14 protein-coding genes and 2 riboswitches are annotated in these 17075 nt (G+C 51.0%); of the genes, 5 read left to right on the top strand and 9 right to left on the bottom strand.

The genetic code is table 11. The annotated features are described in order from the left end of the window. The first annotated feature begins 66 nt into the window (after window positions 1–66). Entirely contained in the window at window positions 67–2493 is a 2427-nt protein-coding gene (locus ABFD83_10090; GenBank protein MEN6357422.1) for a glycosyl hydrolase family 65 protein, read from the top strand. A 106-nt stretch (window positions 2494–2599) separates the two neighbouring features. Continuing rightward, window positions 2600–3376 carry a hypothetical protein gene (locus tag ABFD83_10085; protein ID MEN6357421.1) on the top strand — a complete coding sequence of 259 codons (777 nt, stop codon included), beginning with the start codon at window positions 2600–2602 and terminating at the stop codon, window positions 3374–3376. 8 nt (window positions 3377–3384) lie between these two features. On the opposite strand, the gene ABFD83_10080 is transcribed toward ABFD83_10085, so the two are convergent. The 7 genes from ABFD83_10080 to ABFD83_10050 form a co-directional block, all read right to left on the bottom strand. Continuing rightward, a complete protein-coding gene (locus tag ABFD83_10080; GenBank protein ID MEN6357420.1) occupies window positions 3385–4107 on the bottom strand; it encodes a DUF72 domain-containing protein in 723 nt (240 codons plus the stop codon). Between the two features lie 101 nt (window positions 4108–4208). Further along, complete coding sequence (locus ABFD83_10075) at window positions 4209–4412, bottom strand: DUF951 domain-containing protein (GenBank protein ID MEN6357419.1); 204 nt, start codon at window positions 4410–4412, stop codon at window positions 4209–4211. Next, on the bottom strand, window positions 4409–5386 hold the full coding sequence (locus tag ABFD83_10070; GenBank protein ID MEN6357418.1) for an RluA family pseudouridine synthase: 978 nt from the start codon (window positions 5384–5386) through the stop codon (window positions 4409–4411). Before ABFD83_10070 ends, ABFD83_10075 begins: the two co-directional genes overlap by 4 nt. A 479-nt stretch (window positions 5387–5865) precedes the next feature. After that, entirely contained in the window at window positions 5866–7143 is a 1278-nt protein-coding gene (locus ABFD83_10065) for an MFS transporter (protein ID MEN6357417.1), read from the bottom strand. A 143-nt stretch (window positions 7144–7286) separates the two neighbouring features. Beyond that, window positions 7287–9344 carry a DNA topoisomerase subunit B gene (locus ABFD83_10060; GenBank protein MEN6357416.1) on the bottom strand — a complete coding sequence of 686 codons (2058 nt, stop codon included), beginning with the start codon at window positions 9342–9344 and terminating at the stop codon, window positions 7287–7289. Window positions 9345–9445: 101 nt separating this feature from the next. Next, the gene (locus tag ABFD83_10055) at window positions 9446–9976 is read right to left on the bottom strand and encodes an ImmA/IrrE family metallo-endopeptidase (GenBank protein ID MEN6357415.1); all 531 of its coding nucleotides are present in this window, start codon (window positions 9974–9976) and stop codon (window positions 9446–9448) included. Next, a complete protein-coding gene (locus tag ABFD83_10050) occupies window positions 9977–10339 on the bottom strand; it encodes a helix-turn-helix transcriptional regulator (protein MEN6357414.1) in 363 nt (120 codons plus the stop codon). 135 nt (window positions 10340–10474) lie between these two features. Between ABFD83_10050 and ABFD83_10045 the strand changes: the two genes are divergently transcribed. Continuing rightward, complete coding sequence (locus tag ABFD83_10045; GenBank protein MEN6357413.1) at window positions 10475–11998, top strand: hypothetical protein; 1524 nt, start codon at window positions 10475–10477, stop codon at window positions 11996–11998. 16 nt (window positions 11999–12014) lie between these two features. Here the strand turns inward: ABFD83_10045 and ABFD83_10040 are convergent, their stop codons facing one another. Then, window positions 12015–12794 carry an acyl-CoA dehydratase activase gene (locus ABFD83_10040; GenBank protein MEN6357412.1) on the bottom strand — a complete coding sequence of 260 codons (780 nt, stop codon included), beginning with the start codon at window positions 12792–12794 and terminating at the stop codon, window positions 12015–12017. Window positions 12795–13392: 598 nt separating this feature from the next. Continuing rightward, window positions 13393–13528, bottom strand: a riboswitch (cyclic di-GMP riboswitch). 19 nt (window positions 13529–13547) lie between these two features. Continuing rightward, a riboswitch (cyclic di-GMP riboswitch) is annotated at window positions 13548–13696 on the bottom strand. 127 nt (window positions 13697–13823) lie between these two features. Next, window positions 13824–15623, bottom strand: a complete 1800-nt coding sequence (locus ABFD83_10035; GenBank protein ID MEN6357411.1) for a sugar-binding domain-containing protein — start codon at window positions 15621–15623, stop codon at window positions 13824–13826. A 122-nt stretch (window positions 15624–15745) separates the two neighbouring features. On the opposite strand from ABFD83_10035, the gene ABFD83_10030 reads away from it, so the two are divergent. Together ABFD83_10030 and ABFD83_10025 are read left to right on the top strand one after the other, a co-directional pair. Beyond that, entirely contained in the window at window positions 15746–16594 is an 849-nt protein-coding gene (locus tag ABFD83_10030) for a PIG-L family deacetylase (GenBank protein ID MEN6357410.1), read from the top strand. Window positions 16595–16783: 189 nt separating this feature from the next. After that, on the top strand, window positions 16784–17062 hold the full coding sequence (locus ABFD83_10025; GenBank protein ID MEN6357409.1) for a DUF1540 domain-containing protein: 279 nt from the start codon (window positions 16784–16786) through the stop codon (window positions 17060–17062). The last annotated feature ends 13 nt before the right edge of the window (window positions 17063–17075 follow it).

The following is a 17075-nucleotide window of genomic DNA, read 5'->3' as shown; positions in this document are numbered from 1 at the left end:
TGAGGATTGCCGTCCCCTCGTGATACAATCGCGACAACGGAACATATAAATAATTGGAGGCAACAAATGGCTCTTGATAAATACGGATACTTTTCGGATAAGGAAAAAGAGTTCGTCATAACTCGGCCCGACACCCCCGCGCCGTGGGTCAACTATATGGGCAACGGCCACTATTTCGGGCTGATCTCTAATACGGGCGGCGGTTTCAGCTATTGGAAAGACCCCAGAGACAGCCGGATCACACGGTTTCGATATAACTGCCTGCCGTGGGACAGACCCGGCAGATATATCTACCTCAAAGATTTGGAAGATAATTATTGGAGCCTTTCCTGGCAGCCGACTGCTCATAAACCAGATGAGTATGAGTGCCGTGTCGGGATGGGATATGAAACCATAAAGATGCTGTATCGCCAGGTACGAAGCGAAGTCACATATTTCGTGCCGCTTGATGATGACCTCGAGATATGGCTGGTCAAGGCAAGGAATGAAGACGTTGAACCTAAGCGCCTTGGCGTGACTTCATATGTGGAACTGTGTCTGGGCCATGCACTGGTCGATCTCATAAATCAGCCAAACGATCAGCACTTCAATATAGTGAACTTCAATCGCGAAGACAACGCGATATACGCCACAAAAAACTATTGGGTGACGCACAAAGGTGTTTCGGTCGAGCAGCCGAATGAGGCATGGGACCGTTATGTATTCTTCACCAGCGACCTGCACGTCGAGAGCTGGGATGGCTCCAAGGATGCCTTTATAGGGCCGTGGAGAAGTGAGGAAAATCCCATCGGTGTCGAGAACGGCCTGCTCTCCAATACAAATATAACCGCAGGTGACGCATGCGCGGCTCTGCAGGGCGAGATACTGCTCGAACCTGGCCAGGAAGTCGAGTTTGTAGTGATGATGGGGTGCGTGGAGGCGAAGGGCTATCGCGAGAAGTCGCTTCCGCTGATGGCGAAATATCGCTCTCCTAAGGATGCACATGCCGCTCTTGCGAAAGTGAAGGCATACTGGGAGGATTATCTATCTTCCGCTATCGCCGATACGCCGGATGTCGACCTGAACCGCATGATCAATATCTGGGGCAAACGCCAGTCCTGGGTGACTTTTAACTGCAACCGAAACGCCGGTTATTACCATGGCGGGCTGCTCTATGGAGTCGGGATGCGCGATCAGTGCCAGGATATGATGGGGCCTATTATCAGTGACCCGAATGCTGTCGCCGAAAGGCTCCTGGAAGTGCTTAAGCACCAGTTCCAGAACGGCAGCACTTTGCACAACTATTTTAAGCTCACCGGGCAGGGCGAGAGGACCGGTCACTCGGACACTCCGCTCTGGGTCCCGCTTGCAGTAATAAACTACCTCAAAGAGACTGGCAACTTTGACTTTCTGACAAACGTGGTGCCTTTCCAGGATGGTGATGAAGCAGACGTCCTCGGCCATGTAATCCGCGCATGCGATTATGTCCTAAGCCAGCTCACGGAAGACCATCTTCCAAAGTTTGGGCCGGGTGATTGGAACGACACCCTGGACTACGTAGGTCGAAGGGGCAAGGGCGAGAGTGTATGGGTGGCACATTTCCTGTGTTATATCCTGCGCGAGACTGCCGGGATGCTCGATGTTATTCGCAAAAAGAGCTGTTGTCCTGGCGCTGAGTATGTAGATGAGACCGCCACGAAATATCGCAGGGAGTATGACCTGGTGAGAGATGCGATCAATGATAAATGCTGGGACGGCAACTGGTATATCCGTGGCATTCGTGACGACGGAGATGTCATCGGGTCGAGTAAAAACCCCGAAGGTAAGATATTTATGAATGCGCAGAGTTGGGCGGTGATTTCCGGTGTCGCAGACAAGACGAGAGGTAAGCTGGCATTGGACTCTGCTGACAGACTGTGTATAACTTCAAGAGGGCCAAAGATTTTATCCCCAAGTTATACACAGCTTGACGAAGGTATAGGCTTGGCCACCAGATGCGTGCCCGGCAAGAAAGAAAACGGCTCAATCTTCAATCATGTAGCTGCCTGGGCGATCCTCGGGAACCTTGTGCAGGGTAACGGCAATAGAGCGTATGACTATTACCGAAAAACTTTGCCAATGGTGCAGTCGCATGACCCGGATGTGTATAAGATGGAGCCTTATGTTTATGCAGAGTATGTCACCAGCGACGATCATCCCACTTTCGGACAGGCCAGCCACTCATGGCTTACAGGATCAGGAGTATGGATGTTTAGGGACGCGCTGGACTATATTTTGGGCGTCCGCCCGACATATGACGGTCTGATTATAGACCCGTGCATACCCGAAGCTTGGGACGGATTCAAAGTGACGCGCAAGTTCAGAGGGGCGACATATGAGATAGAGGTCAAGAATCCCAAGCATGTGCAGAAGGGCGTAGAGAGACTGGAAATAGACGGCCGTATAATCGATGGTAATATCTTGCCGCAAATTGAGAAAGGGCGCACGGCAAAAGTGGTGTGCGTGATGGGCTAGCATGTATTTTTCGATTGTACGACGTATCTTGGGGATGTCAACTGAAAAGGAACATATAACGAGCAACCATAGTCAACTCAGATATCCATATATCAGGGGGTATTTAATGAAGAGTTATACCGGCATTTTGTATATTTTGGCGGTTTTTACCGGGCTGCTTTGTGCTACCAGTCAACCGTGCAGCGCAACCGAAGTATGTAAGAGCGCTACTATCACACTTAAGCACATCCAGCCCAGCGCTGCCATGTGGAGTTTAGAAATAATCAGCTTTAAGGACTACTCGGAAGGTAAAATATCGACCTGGCAAGCAAATAAGGAAGCGTCTGCAAAGCTGGAACTGGCTGGAATCAATTCAGTTGAGCCAAAGGATAAGGAACACATCCTGGTGATCAGTGGGAATAGCACATCTGTAGACAAGCTCGTAGAGAAGATCAAACAGATGGATATTCCGCCAAAACATGTCCAGGTAAAGGCTGAAATCATTGAAATGAATGATGCTGAAGCCAACGAGGTCGACAGCGGCTGCAGCGGACCGGGTTTGGTCGCTAAACTGCGTTCGCTAGTCAGCGAGTCACGCGCACGCATCGCGAATGAGCCCATCATCTCTACAATTACGGACATGCCTGCGGCACTAAATATATGCTCTCAAGAAAAGGGCATTCAACACGAAACGCAAATCCACGTTATTATGCATATCAATGAAAATAAAACAATCTCTGTGAGCGCTCAAATTGCTATTGTAAATACCAGTGAAATGCATACTACCGGACATACTGTGAGAAGCCATGTCGATTTGAAAAATGGTGAGAGCGTTGTCTTACCCGGCCATGGTGGTGATGCGGATAGAATGAAGTTTGTAATATTGACAGCAAAATTGCTGTAGTGATCAGATCAGTAATCGAGCAGCTTCTTGATCGATAGAGCATTCTCGACCGCATAGCCCATGTAGTCGTTATTGAAATAGATATACACGTCACCATTCTTGAGGAAATTTTCGATATGGCGGGCGCATGAGTTAAGGTGACCCTGGGTATATTTGCCGTGGGTCGCCTCGCCGCCTGAATGCATGCGGATATATGTAAAGTCGCACGTGCTCTTCATATGCTGCGGCAGGCCAGGGGCGTCCATGATGCAATACGCGACGTGATAATCGGCCAGCATGGACCAGAGCAGATCGTTATGCCATGACTCATCTCGAAACTCAAAGACATGGCGGACGTCTTTAGGTAAAATCTGCAGAAAATACTCCAGGCGGTCCAGGTCCATTTTCCAGTTGGGCGGAAACTGATATAGAATTGGCCCGCGCTTATCGCCAAGACCCACCGAGTGCGTCAGGAGCCTGTTTAGAGGCTCCTCCGGCTCCTTAAGACGCTTTATATGTGTCAGATAGCGGCTGGCCTTAACGGCAAAAGTAAAGCCATCTGGAGTCTGGTCCCGCCATTTCTCGAAGGTAGACTCCTCGGGGAGTCTATAGAAAGAGTTATTTATCTCAACAGTATCGAATACACTCGAATAATACTCCAACCACCTGCTCTGCGGCAGATCATCGGGATAGAATCTTCCTCGCCAGTCGCTGTAGTTCCAGCCGCTGGTTCCGCAGTATAGCTTGGTCATATAATTTGGTGTATAGGGTCAGGATTCGGAAATCCTGACCCAGGTTTGAATTTTTATCACGGAAGCACGAAAACTCGAAAAAGATACCGGATTTCGTGTTTTCAGCCTTTCGTGTTTTCGTGATTGAAATCATCCGGCTGCTTTATGCTTTTTACCCGCTTATTGAAATACGAGCGTTCCAACATGACCCTATGCCCGCATTTAAGGCATTTTATTCCGATATCGGCTCCGGTCCTCACAATTTCCCATTCGTACGACCCGCAGGCATGGGGCTTGCGCATAGTCGCAATGTCGCCGACGTTCATCTTGCCTTCTCCAGCCAGTCCACAAGCTTTTGCATCTCACTAGGCATAGGCGCCTCAAATGAGAGCCGATTGCCACTTGACGGATGATCGAACGAAAGGCAGTACGCATGCAGCGCCTGGCCGTGCAGCGCTTCGATCAACTTCGACAGCTCACCCTGTTCAAGCTTGCTGTATGACGATGGTATCGCGCGCTTTGATCCGCCATATGTGGGGTCGCCGACGACGGGATGGCCTATAAACGAACAGTGAACCCGAATCTGATGCGTCCTGCCTGTATCCAGCTTAGCCTCAAGGAGTGTAAAGCCTTTGAAGCGACCAACTACTTTCAGATGGGTTATAGCTTCGCGGGCAGTATACCGATTGGTGTCCTTGATGATCGACATCTTCTGGCGGTCTGTAGGATGACGGCCTATGGGGGCATCGACCACGGCGTCATTGAACTTAGTCTCGCCCCAGACCAGAGCCATATACTTGCGTTCAACTGTGCGCTTTTGGATCTGATGCTGAAGAGACTGATGCGCAGAGTCTGTCTTGGCGACGACCAACAGGCCGGTGGTGTCCTTGTCCAGACGGTGGACAATCCCCGGCCTCTCAACGCCGCCAATGCCCGAAAGATCGTTGCTGTGGGCCAGTATAGCGTTGACAAGCGTCCCATGCTTGCTGCCTGGCGCGGGATGGACCGTCATGCCCCTGGGCTTGTTTATGACCATTATCTGGTCGTCTTCGTAAACAATATCCAAGGGAATATTTTCGGCTGCTACCTGCATAGGCTCAGCCGGAGGAATATCGACGCTGATGTTGTCACCGTAAATGACCTTGTAGTTGGCGCGATGAGGTAATCCGTTGACCAGCACATTGCCGTCAGTGATGAGCTTTTGAATATAAGACCTGGACACGCCGTCAATGCGCTCGGCAAGATAGACGTCCAGGCGGGGGTTATTGGTTTCTTCTACAGTAAAATTATGCTTATCCACGAATCATTAGTTCGACGGAAGCTTCGGAAAAACCTGCGTACAAGATAAGAGCCAAGTTTACAGGGATCGCAGTTGCCCCGAACTCCCTAATTAACCTGGCTCAACGTCCGTGCCGACCCGATTTACGGGCCCGTGTTGGAGAAGGACCATTCGGATCCCCCATCGTTTGCTGACTTCGCCGATTGTTTTTGACCCGCGAGGAGCAGCCTTTTCCCAACCACACCACACAACTGGTCGGACACTTAATATTTACCCATCCGCTACAGTTATTCCTCTGCTCTGGGTAAAATCAGGTAATTGTGCTTAAGTCGGAGAGTTGAAAGCGGAAGGCTGAAAGTGGAAAGTCCAGAGTTCGTTTTTATCCCTCCAGGTATCCCTACCTGGAGGGAATGCCAAATGCGTAACTCGCCTCCTGCAAAGATGCCTGGAGGGATGACTTTTTTGACGTTGTGACGTGCAGACGTTATGACACAGTGACGTCATCTAAATGATCGTATAGCTTTAGAGTGGATGGTATAGTAAAGAGCGCAGACCAGGCTCGCCGCTCCTGCGATTGTTACAGCGTTTTGCACACCCATATGCTCGGCAAGAAAACCGATCAACAGCGCTCCTATTGGAGAAAGCCCGGAAAGCACAAATATGCGCAGGCTGATAACTCTTCCGCGCAAGTCGTTGGGGGCGGCTTCCTGGATTATGCTGTTGGAAACGGCCATAAAGAGCATGGAACCGAGCCCGGTCATCAGAAGAAACAGCAGGGCTATATGATAGTTACCGCTCCTGCCGAAAGCCAGCAGGCTCAGTGCAGAGAGAATGCCGCCGAATAAGACCAGTGTGCGCTGTCTGAAATGATGGCCGAGCGCTGTGGTGCCCACGGCTCCCAACAGCGCACCAACTCCCATGGCAGCCATAAGCATACCGAGTCCCTTGGGTCCCATGTGATAAACCTGGTCAGCGACGACAGGCATTATAGTACTCATCTGGCCGCCAAAGAGACCGGATATACCGGTCATGAGCAGAAGATCGCGCAGCAGATTCGAGTGATATGCATGCGATAAACCCTCTCGAATCTGTATACCCATAGGGCCGGACTGCGCACTGCTCTTGAACCCGTGTTCCGTCATCATAATCAATGCCACAAGGGCCGCTACATAGCTTATGGCGTTGATTAGAAAGCAGTTGGCTGTCCCAACCGCCGCCAATACTACGCCTGCAAGCGCAGGCCCGATTACTCTTGCGCCGTTAAATGCAGTTGAACTCAGAGAGACTGCGCTGAGGACGTCGTTCTTATCGCCTTCGACCATATCGACGATCATGGACTGCCTGATTGGAGTATCCAGCGCATTTACCGCGCCGATAAAGATTGCGAGGATAATTATATGCCAGACCCGGACCAGCCCGGTATATGTCAGCGCTGCCAGAATAAAAGCCTGAATCATAGCGAGGGCTTGGGTAATAATGACAATTTTACGCTTGTCGAACCGATCCGCTATGGCTCCGGCAGGCAGGCCTATGATCAGCGTCGGCAGTGTTCCGGCTGCGCCGACAATACCCAAGTCCAGCGCGGAACCGGTGAGTTTGAGGACCAGCCAGCCCTGCGCAACCGACTGCACCCACGTGCCGGTAAAAGATATTACCTGACCGATCCAATAGAGCGTATAGTTACGATGCTTGAACGCGCGCAATCCCTGCGGACCGCGCCAAGGCTTACCAACAGCAGGCTTATCAATAAAATTAGGAGTCTGCAACTTATTAGGCATTGAAATATTAAAATCGCCGGAATTCGGATGTTGCGATCTGTAACCGTGGGTTCCTGTTCCGCCATAACTTGCAATAAATAAAAAGGCCGGGGTCTTCTCCCAGCCTTAGGCACAACTCACAACTCACAACTTGTAACGCGAAATTACGCGTGCCAGTCAACGTTCGTGACTTCCTTCGCGTGAGCCTCGATAAACGCTTTTCGCGGCTCCACCTGATCGCCCAACAGGACCGTAAACATTTCGTCCGCCTCGATTGCGTCCTCTACATTAACCTGCGCAAGCGTGCGTGAATCGGCATCCATGGTGGTATCCGCAAGGTCTTCGGCGTCCATCTCTCCAAGACCCTTGAAACGGGTGACTATCGCGTCTTTTTTATTCGAGAGAGAGCGGAGTATGTCATCGCGCTCCGCATCGTTTTTGGCGTAGAATATTTTGTCCTTGCCGGCCTTTATTCGGTAGAATGGAGGCTGCGCGATATAAATGTGGCCATCATCCACAATCGGCTTCATATATCTGAAGAAGAACGTAAGCAGCAGCGTGCATATGTGGCTGCCGTCGACATCCGCATCAGTCATGATAATGATTTTGTCATAGCGGAGTTTTGTCTTGTCGAATGTTGCGCCGTTGCCGTTTTTCTTGCCGTTGCCATTTTCACTGACGGCCTCGACCACATCGAGATCGAGCTGATCATCTTCGCTGTCCATTGAAGAGTGCGTAATACCTGTGCCCAGAGCCGCTACAAGCGATTTTATCTCTTCATTTTCGAGTGCCCTGTCCAACCGAGCTTTCTCGACGTTCAGGATCTTTCCCCTCAAGGGCAAAATCGCCTGATTATGCCTGTTTCGACCCGCCTTGGCATTGCCGCCTGCGCTTTGTCCCTCGACAATGAACAACTCACACTTCGCTGGATCACGTTCTATGCAGTCGGCAAGCTTACCCGGCAGCGAGGAGTTCTCCATCGCGGACTGGCGCTTGACCATATCGGCAGCTCTGCGTGCGGCGTCTCTGGCTCGGTGAGCAGTAAGAGCTTTGTCTATAACCCTCCTGGCGCCTGTCGGGTTCTCTTCCAGAAACTCGGCTAGTTTCTCGCCGACTATCGAATTAACTACGCCGTCTATTTCACCATTGCCCAGCTTGGTCTTGGTCTGTCCCTCGAACTGAGGCCGAAGCAGCTTCACTGAGATAACAGCCGCCAGACCCTCGCGCACATCATCACCCGTAAGGTTCGGGTCCTTTTCCTTGAGCATATTGTTCTTGCGAGCATAGTTATTGAGGACCCTGGTGAGAGCAGTCTTGAAACCGGAAAGGTGCGTGCCGCCCTCTTGAGTATGGATGTTGTTTGCATAGGTCAGGATATTTTCCTGGAAAGACTCATTATACTGAAGCGCGACCTCGACTGACGCCTCCTCGCGCTCACCGGAGAAATAGACGACCTTATGCAGCGGGTTTTTGTTGCGGTTAAGGTTCTCAACGAACTCGGCAACACCGTTTTCGTAGTGGAAGACCTTGATCCTGGTCTCATCATCCTCGGCCTGCTCATTGGTAAATGTGATCGTTAAACCCTTGTTGAGATACGCAAGCTCTCTGAGACGGCTCACAAATACATCCGGGTGATAGACGATCTCGCCGAATATCTCAGAGTCGGCCAGGTAAGTTGTCGTTGTGCCTGTACCCTCGGCCTTGCCGATTTCTTTAAGAGGAGCGCAGGGCACACCACGCTCATAACGCTGGAAGTAACATGTCTCATTCCTGCAGACTCTCACTTCGCACCATTCCGAAAGAGCGTTTACAGCCGAAACACCGACGCCGTGAAGCCCGCCTGAAACCTTATAGCCGCCTCCACCGAACTTACCACCCGCGTGGAGCATGGTCATGGCAACTTCAACGCCGGATACACCGACTTCACTATGGATATCTGTAGGTATGCCTCTACCGTTGTCAACGACTTTGACCGTATTGTCCGCGCACAAAATCACTTCAATGTGCGTGCAGTAACCTGCCAGATGTTCATCAATACTATTATCAACAACTTCCGTAAACAGGTGGTGAAGCCCACGCGAACCGGTGTCGCCGATATACATAGCCGGTCGCATGCGGACAGCTTCCAGACCCTTTAAGATCTGTAGATTATCGGCATTATACTTAGGCTCACCTTTCCGGCGTTTTTTACCAGTCTCTTCGAGGTTTTCTCTCTCGTCCATGTCATCAGCCATGCGGTTATGTTTGCTCCTATGGGTGTATAAAAAAGAGGTATATTATACTTTTTGAACAGTTAAATTATAGCACTGCGGGGAGCTTGGGGTCAAGCTCGGCGACGGGTATCAACGGGCAATCCAAGCTCCCTTAACCGCCGTCTCATAGCCCATGTCGAGACTCCGAACCGCTCGGCCATTATGCTCAGCCTGCAGGTCGGATTGTGCACGAGTTCGTCATAATGACGCCGGACCATGTCCTCAGGCATCAGCAGCAGAGCCGCGAACCTGTCACATGCGCGCTCCATTATGGTGCGCCTGGTTTTGTTCGTATCCAGAAAGAACAGTCTGCATTCGCCGGATATTCGACTGCCGAGGAGATGATGGCCTATCTCGTGCGCTAGGGTAAAGCGGCGGCGGGCCGGTGAAATGGTGTAGGAGTTGTTGATTGCGATCACAGGAGGAGCACAGGGCAGACGCAGATATACGCCGTCGATCTCGGCAACGAAGTCTCGCTCGTGCACATCTATGCCTAGCCTTGCCGCTACCAGACCCAGGTCTACAGGCGGTTCAAGCGACAGCGTCTTCCACGCCTTGTATGCGTAAAGCTCCGCCTCATCCTGAAAATGGAGCCTGGACAACTAGTTGCCGCCTTTTGTTGAGTAGCGCTCTTCCATCTGCTTTACGAAGTCGATAATCTGCTTCTTTCCCGCTTCGGGAATGCTCTCCTGACCACGCAGCGCAAACTCAACAGCCTTAACCGCATCCATCTTGGATGGGTCGGCGGCGTAACCGGCAGCGGTGCGCAGGTCGTTTTCATCCAGGTCGTCAAAGCATGCAGCGATCTTGGCAATGACTTCTTCCGATGGCACTCTGCCGTCGGACATATCTTTCCAATATGCGGCGCTGATGCTTGATTTGAAAGCCGCCGCACGAAATGTAAGGCCGTTCCTGTGCAAGAAGGACTTTATCATTTCACCAAATGCGCTTGAAACTCTGCTCATGGCAATCGCCTCCGTTCACTAATAGTAGTTATAGCATGGATACGGACGCATGTCAAGAAAAGAAAATGCAAGAACAAAAATGTGAATTGCGGCGTCTTGTATCATGAAGACATATAATTATTGGAGGATTGTTCTATGTCGTTAAGGGTTGTTGGCATCATTGCGCTGATATTTGCTTCGACCGGCGCTGGGGCTAATGGTCTCGGTATTCACAAAATGATGGTTGGAGACAAGGTCCTTGAAGTGGTCCAGACCCGTCAGCTTACTTTTCGCAGCGACGGCGATGTCCAAAGCATTACCATATCTCCCGACGGCAAATATGTCGCCTATCTGACCATTCAGCCGAATATAGACAGCGACAGCAGGATTGCGCGGCTTTATCTGGTCAAACTCTCCAACGAAAAGTCTATCATGCTGATGGAAGGAAGCCTGCCGGACAACGATTACCCAGACACTTACCAATGGAAGCTGCCTTCATATGTCTATTGGTCGCCAAACAGCAAGTATTTCGCTCTTGATGCCGGGCTGAAAATGGAAGGAAAAGATGATAGCGGCAAACCATATCAGCGCAGAAAAAGCCTGCTGATCTTTGACACGATGGGTGCCATGATCGGATCATATTACATTCCAAAAGATTACTACTACTTCCCCAGCGAATGGAGCCCGGATTCGAGCAAGGTCGCGCTGGTATCTCGCGGCAACAGAGACAGCGATACCGGCGAACGCGACAATAACCTCATTGTGTATGATCTTTACAGCAAACAGGCTCAAACGCTTTTCACCAGCAGAAGCCGCATACCGATGATTGTTACGTGGGCCGATAATGGCAAAAGAATACTCTGTGTTGACAACACCGGTGACGGCGGACGTGTATATCGCAACATCTATATGGATGGACGAGCACCAACTCAAACAGATGTAAAGCCTGAAGAACTCAAATATGATATGCAGAACAGCATTCCATTTGACCTAACCTCCACTGATAACGGCACAGCGATCAAAGAGATAGCGACAGGCAAGACTCTTTGCACTATCAAGGGGTTAAAAGACTATTATGCCTGGGTTATACCCAAGACCAGGTTTGTAAGATATTGGACGCAGCAGGACATGCAAGCTGAACCTGACGGCATAAAAACAAAGCTCTGCTCTTGCTGGTTGGTGTATCCCGAAGGTGAAAGACAAAACCGGGTATGCGTAGCTGTTGCGGATAGAAGTGGAAACGAAGCGTGGAGTGAGAACGGCCTTAAAATGGCGTATGTCAGTGAAGGAAAAGCGTTTGTTACCGATCTCGAATACCGAAAAGCTACACCCAGAGAAAAAGCGGCTGCCGGCATTCAATTGACCGGCGACGAAACCAAGGCGCTCATACTGGAAAACGCGCACCAGATATCGGATGCTATTGAGGCCAGCATCATGAATTCAGAATACTATCCTTCTCAGGATAATTTCATCGAAAGAATAAGTTACCATCTGCGCGATAAGACTGCACTATTGCTGCCCGGCACAGACAAGATGGCTGTAACATACTTCAAACCGGATGATAAATATCATATTGCGAACCCGCCTCCCGCCGACACGATTATCGCAACACTGGATTCGGGCTACGGGTGGAAATTCAATATTTATGCGGACGGCAGGGTTCAGGAGGCGATAAAGTAGACCCTGAGATAGAGGCTTATTCTTTTGCCGCAATAACAGCCGCACCCAACGCACCTACGATCTGAGGTTCATCAGGGACAATGAGTGTCGTATCGAGCCTGGCCTCTATGGCTCTGACTACGCCCGAGTTCTTGGCGACACCGCCGGTCATCACGAACGGGGCTTTGCCTCTGAGCCGGACGACCATGCCGTATATACGCTCGGCGATTGACATATGCAGGCCGCGGATTATGTCTTCCTTAGGCAGACCCTTGGCTACAAGCGCAACAACTTCTGACTCGGCGAAGACCGTGCACGTGCTCGATATTCTAACGTCTTGAGTAGAGAGTTTGGAAAGAGCGCCGAGGCTGGTCAGATCGGCATCCAGAGCGCGAGCCATCACTTCAAGAAACCTGCCCGTGCCGGCTGCGCATTTATCGTTCATCGCGAAGTCTTCAACCCTGCCTTCAGTAGTCAGGCGGATCACTTTGCTGTCCTGGCCGCCTATATCGATCACGCTCATAGCCTCGGGATACAGTCTCCTTGCGCCGACGGCATGGCAGGTGATCTCGGTAACGGCTTTATCGGCAAGATCCGTGCTCGAACGGCCGTATCCTGTGGCTATCACGCGCGATATGTCCGATTTAGTCATCCCGGCGCTTTCGAGAGCAGTTTCATATGCCTTTGCTGCCGCTGTCTCGCTGCTGGAGAGCGTCGGGATTACGGCGTAGGATATGATCTCGCCGTCTTTGAGGATAACTGCGTCGGTAGAAAGAGAACCAATGTCTATTCCGGCTGTGATTTTATTGACTGTCATGGCAGGTTATATTACTCCGACAAATGTGAGAATTGTTCCCATAGTAGAATTGATGAAGCTGGGTAGAATTTCCTTTGTTTTTAACTGTCGCTTGTGTGGTAGCAAGATACCTGGAGGGATAAAATGGTCACATATAGTCCATATGATGGGTAAGGATCTCCGAATCCTTACCCGAGAACCAGTGCCGGATCTCCGAATCCGGCTATTCCAGCAAAGGTTGCGGGGTTCGGAGACCCCAATTCGGCATTAAGGTGGCGATTCGGAGATCGCTACCTATCAGATGGTCGGGTGTTGGTGAACGGCCGATTGCCGACGGCCAACAGCCGACCGGTACAGTAAGCGGCGGCGGACGAACACCACCGGTCCTTCCGCCGCCTGATCCTTACATTTTTCTACTCCTAAAGGGCCGGGACGCCTCCGGCGCCTCCACTGGCCATCGCGGACGTAGACTCGCATAAACCGTCCGTCATAGCCCGTCTCGACGTCGCCCCGAAAGCAACCCCGGCAAGCTCACAAACTATACCCCGCCAAGTACCCCCTTTCCGACACCGGCAGGCAAGACGGGCGAACCCGTCGAAAATAACGCCTCTACCAGACTTTCGGCAGCCCAGCCGACTCCCCCACTGCCCGGACCTGAGAACCCATACTCTGCGATTCACAGTTTCTATCTCCGGCGTCACAGGAGCCCCGTGACTTTGCGCCGCCCGATCACTCGGACTTTGCCCTTGTCGATGTCTACGAAGTGCTCGACGCTTCGGCAACCAGGCAACCATACGGCCTCGAATGCCCAAGATTCAATCTTCTTATGATTGCTGATGAAAACTCAATATTGGACACTGGGCAAGCCGCTTAGGCCCTTAGCTTTGCGTCCTCCGGTTTCCCGGAGTTTGCCATTATCGCGCGCCATAAACTGCGCTGAATATTAAGTTGTATATTCACTTTTCTCTATTCAATTGTCCCTTACACATAGATTATGCCTCTTGAGGACAAAGGCGAACGCTGCACGAATTACCAGTATTGCCGTTATTTTTAATCCTCAATGGCTGCCTTGCGATCCAGGACCTTTTTGAACAGCTCCGGCGGGAACTTGGGCTTGCGGTCATATGTGTAGAGGCCGTTTACCTCTTGCTCTACGTTGGTGAGCTGAGTGTAACAGAGACCCGCGATGTGCGGATTATCCAAAAGCACATCAGCAAGGCCCTTGAACCTGTCACAGAACTCTTTCTCACTCTTAGGTCGCTCGCCATAGCCCCAAGCCTCATCGCCGATTTGAGCCGGGTTCCACCATATGCCGCCGTATTCACTGACGATCATCGGCTGGCCTTCATAATCGGGCTCTATGCCCGGATCACACTTCGGAAGCGTCTTATCGTTTGGATTTTTGGCAAACGGCTCATACTTAGCATTGAATTTTGCAGGGTCCTGTTCATAGTCGTGCAGGTCCCAAATGTCCGTCTTTGCATGAGTGTAACCGCTTGTGTCAAGGAATGGACGTGTCGGATCGAGTTTCTTTGTCAGATCATAGAGTTCCGCAAAAAACGTCGGCTCGTATCTTTCGCCATTAAAGTGAGCTTCATTCAGCGGCATCCACGCAACAATCGACGGATGGTTAATATCGCGAAGGACTTCATCGACCCACTCTCTACGCATATTCTCTCTTGCCTGGGCATGAAACTTTACCGCGCAGCCCCAATCGGGAAACTCGCCCCAGACAATATAGCCGAGTTTGTCCGCCCAATACAGCGAGCGCGGCTCAAATACTTTCTGGTGCAATCTGGCTCCATTGAACCCGCACGCCATGCTTCTCTCGATATCCGCCTTAAGCTCTTCATCCGAAGGAGCAGTGTAGATGCCGTCCGGCCAGAGACCCTGATCTAGGATCAGGCGCTGAAAGACCGACTTGCCGTTGATTAGGATCTTGTCGCCGTCAATGCGGACCTCACGCAGGCCAAAATATGAAGACACCTCATCGATGGTCTTTTCACCATCAGTCAGGCGAAGCTGAAGATCATATAGAAACGGCTTGCCGACCTCCCACAGCACAGGGTCGGGAATATCGAGTGTGACTGAGCTTCTTGTGCTTGCCTGAGATAGTTTGGTCGAAGCTACTACTTTGCCGTCAACCAGCGCTGCAGCTTCCACACTCAACCCGGGGTACGGCTTGATTACATCCACATCAATCACGGCTCGACCATTTGGCGCATCCGGCAGAATTACGAAGTTAGAAATTCGCGACTCCGGCACCGACTCAAGCCACACACTCTGCCAGATTCCTGTGGACCTTGTATAGAGACAGCTATATGAGTGCAGCTTGTCCGACTGCTTGCCGAGAGGCTGCATGTGCGGACGCTCGTCGTCAACCGCGTAGACAACAACCTCGTTCTCGCCGGGCTTAACAGCGTCGGTGATGTCGGCATAAAATGGCGTCCAACCGCCGCGATGAACGGCGACCTGCCTGCCGTTTACCCATACGCGCGACTCATAATCTACCGCGCCAAAATGCAGGAGGAGCCGCTGGCCTGCAAGCGCTTTATCGACGGTGAATGCTCTTCGATACCATACTGCGCCAAGAAAATCAGTATTGGCGATGCCGCTGAGTTTGCTTTCCGGACAGAACGGCACGTTGATCTCAAGCGAAAAATCAACACCGGTCATCCAATTCTTTTCAATGCCGCACTTTGCGGTGTCGATTGCAAACTGCCATTTGCCGTTAAGGCACTGCCAGGCCTTGCGCTCGAAGTCGGGCCTGGGATGCTCAGGTCTGGGTACGCTGTTGGACATATTTAGAATAGTTCCTTTCACATTCTTTATAAGCATCATATCAACCATTAGTCTAGCTGCCTCACATTATATGTCAATACTGCCGAGAAAAATTTATTACGGTAATCACTTGCCCGATAGTGCTGGGTTGACATAAAATTAACGAGTAGTACCAATCAGGAGGGGTTTTTATGAAACTCAATAAGGATAAGGCTGAGGTTTTTGTCCCGGACGGCAAGCCCGAGCAGGAAGCTCTCGCACGCACAACCCATATGGGAATCTCAGCGCACCAGGACGACATCGAGATTATGGCATTCCACGGAATTCTTGAATGCTTTGGTAAGGATGATAAAGCATTTATGGGAGTCGTAGTAACAAACGGCGCAGGCAGCCCAAGAGATGATCTCTATGCCGACTATACCGATGAGCAGATGCAGACAGTCAGACGCCTTGAGCAGAAGAAAGCTGCGTTCGTCGGAGAATATAGCGCGCAGGCTCTGCTTGATTACACCAGCGCTGAAGTGAAAGATTCCAAGAACCAGAACGTGGTTGATGACCTCAAGAAAATTTTCGAACAGGCAAAGCCGGAAGTCGTATATACACACAACCTCGGTGACAAGCACGACACTCACGTAGCGACAGCTATGCATATTGTCAGAGCGATCCGTTCACTGCCTAAAGATGCAAGACCTAAGAAATTGCTCGGCTGTGAAGTATGGCGCGACCTTGACTGGATGACCGACGAAGACAAGATCCCGCTTAATGTGGAAGCTCATGAGAATATCGCGGCAGCAGTGCTGGGTGTACATGACTCACAGATTTGCGGCGGCAAGAGATATGACCTTGCTACACTTGGCCGCAGACGCGCTCATGCTACTTACTTTGCATCACACGGCACTGACGCATGCGCGCTGCTAAACTTTGCAATGGACCTTACTCCTCTTATTGAAGATGACTCGCTGGATATCGTCGAGTTTCTCAAGGGCTACATAAGCAGGTTCCAGGCGGAAGTGGCCACCAGAGTCGGTAAGTTCGCCTAACAAGCTTTTATTGTGAGCGAATTTACCCAGGTGCTGACCTATATTTTCGTGTAACAAGTTTGTCTTGCATAGATCGGCGGGTGAATCTTTTCCCCGCCGATCAGAATTCTCCTCAATAAGTATCCACGCCATACGCCAACCGATTTCTGGGTATCTCTAGTCAGATCAACTACACAAGGAGGTCCGGTTATGGTTCCCGAAGTCAGAAAGTGTAACGTAAACCAGTGTTTCTACAACAAAGACAGTGAGTGCTGCGCTCGCGGGATATTGATCGGCAGCAATGAACCTTTATGCGAGACATTTATGGCCTCTCAACAGCACACGAAACACCAGGGTCAGGCGGAAGTAGGAGCATGCCACATAGACAACTGCCTGTATAACCAGTCCCTGAGCTGTCATGCCTGCAGTGACATAGAGATTGTGCTCAGTAACAATCAGGCGTGGTGCAACACATTCGAGTCTAAGTGAAGCTGAGTTGTGG

Source organism: Armatimonadota bacterium (genome assembly GCA_039679645.1).
Taxonomy (GTDB): Bacteria; Armatimonadota; UBA5829; order UBA5829; family UBA5829; genus UBA5829.
Note: the sequence above shows the minus strand (reverse complement) of the source record. Positions and strands in the feature narration are given on the sequence as shown.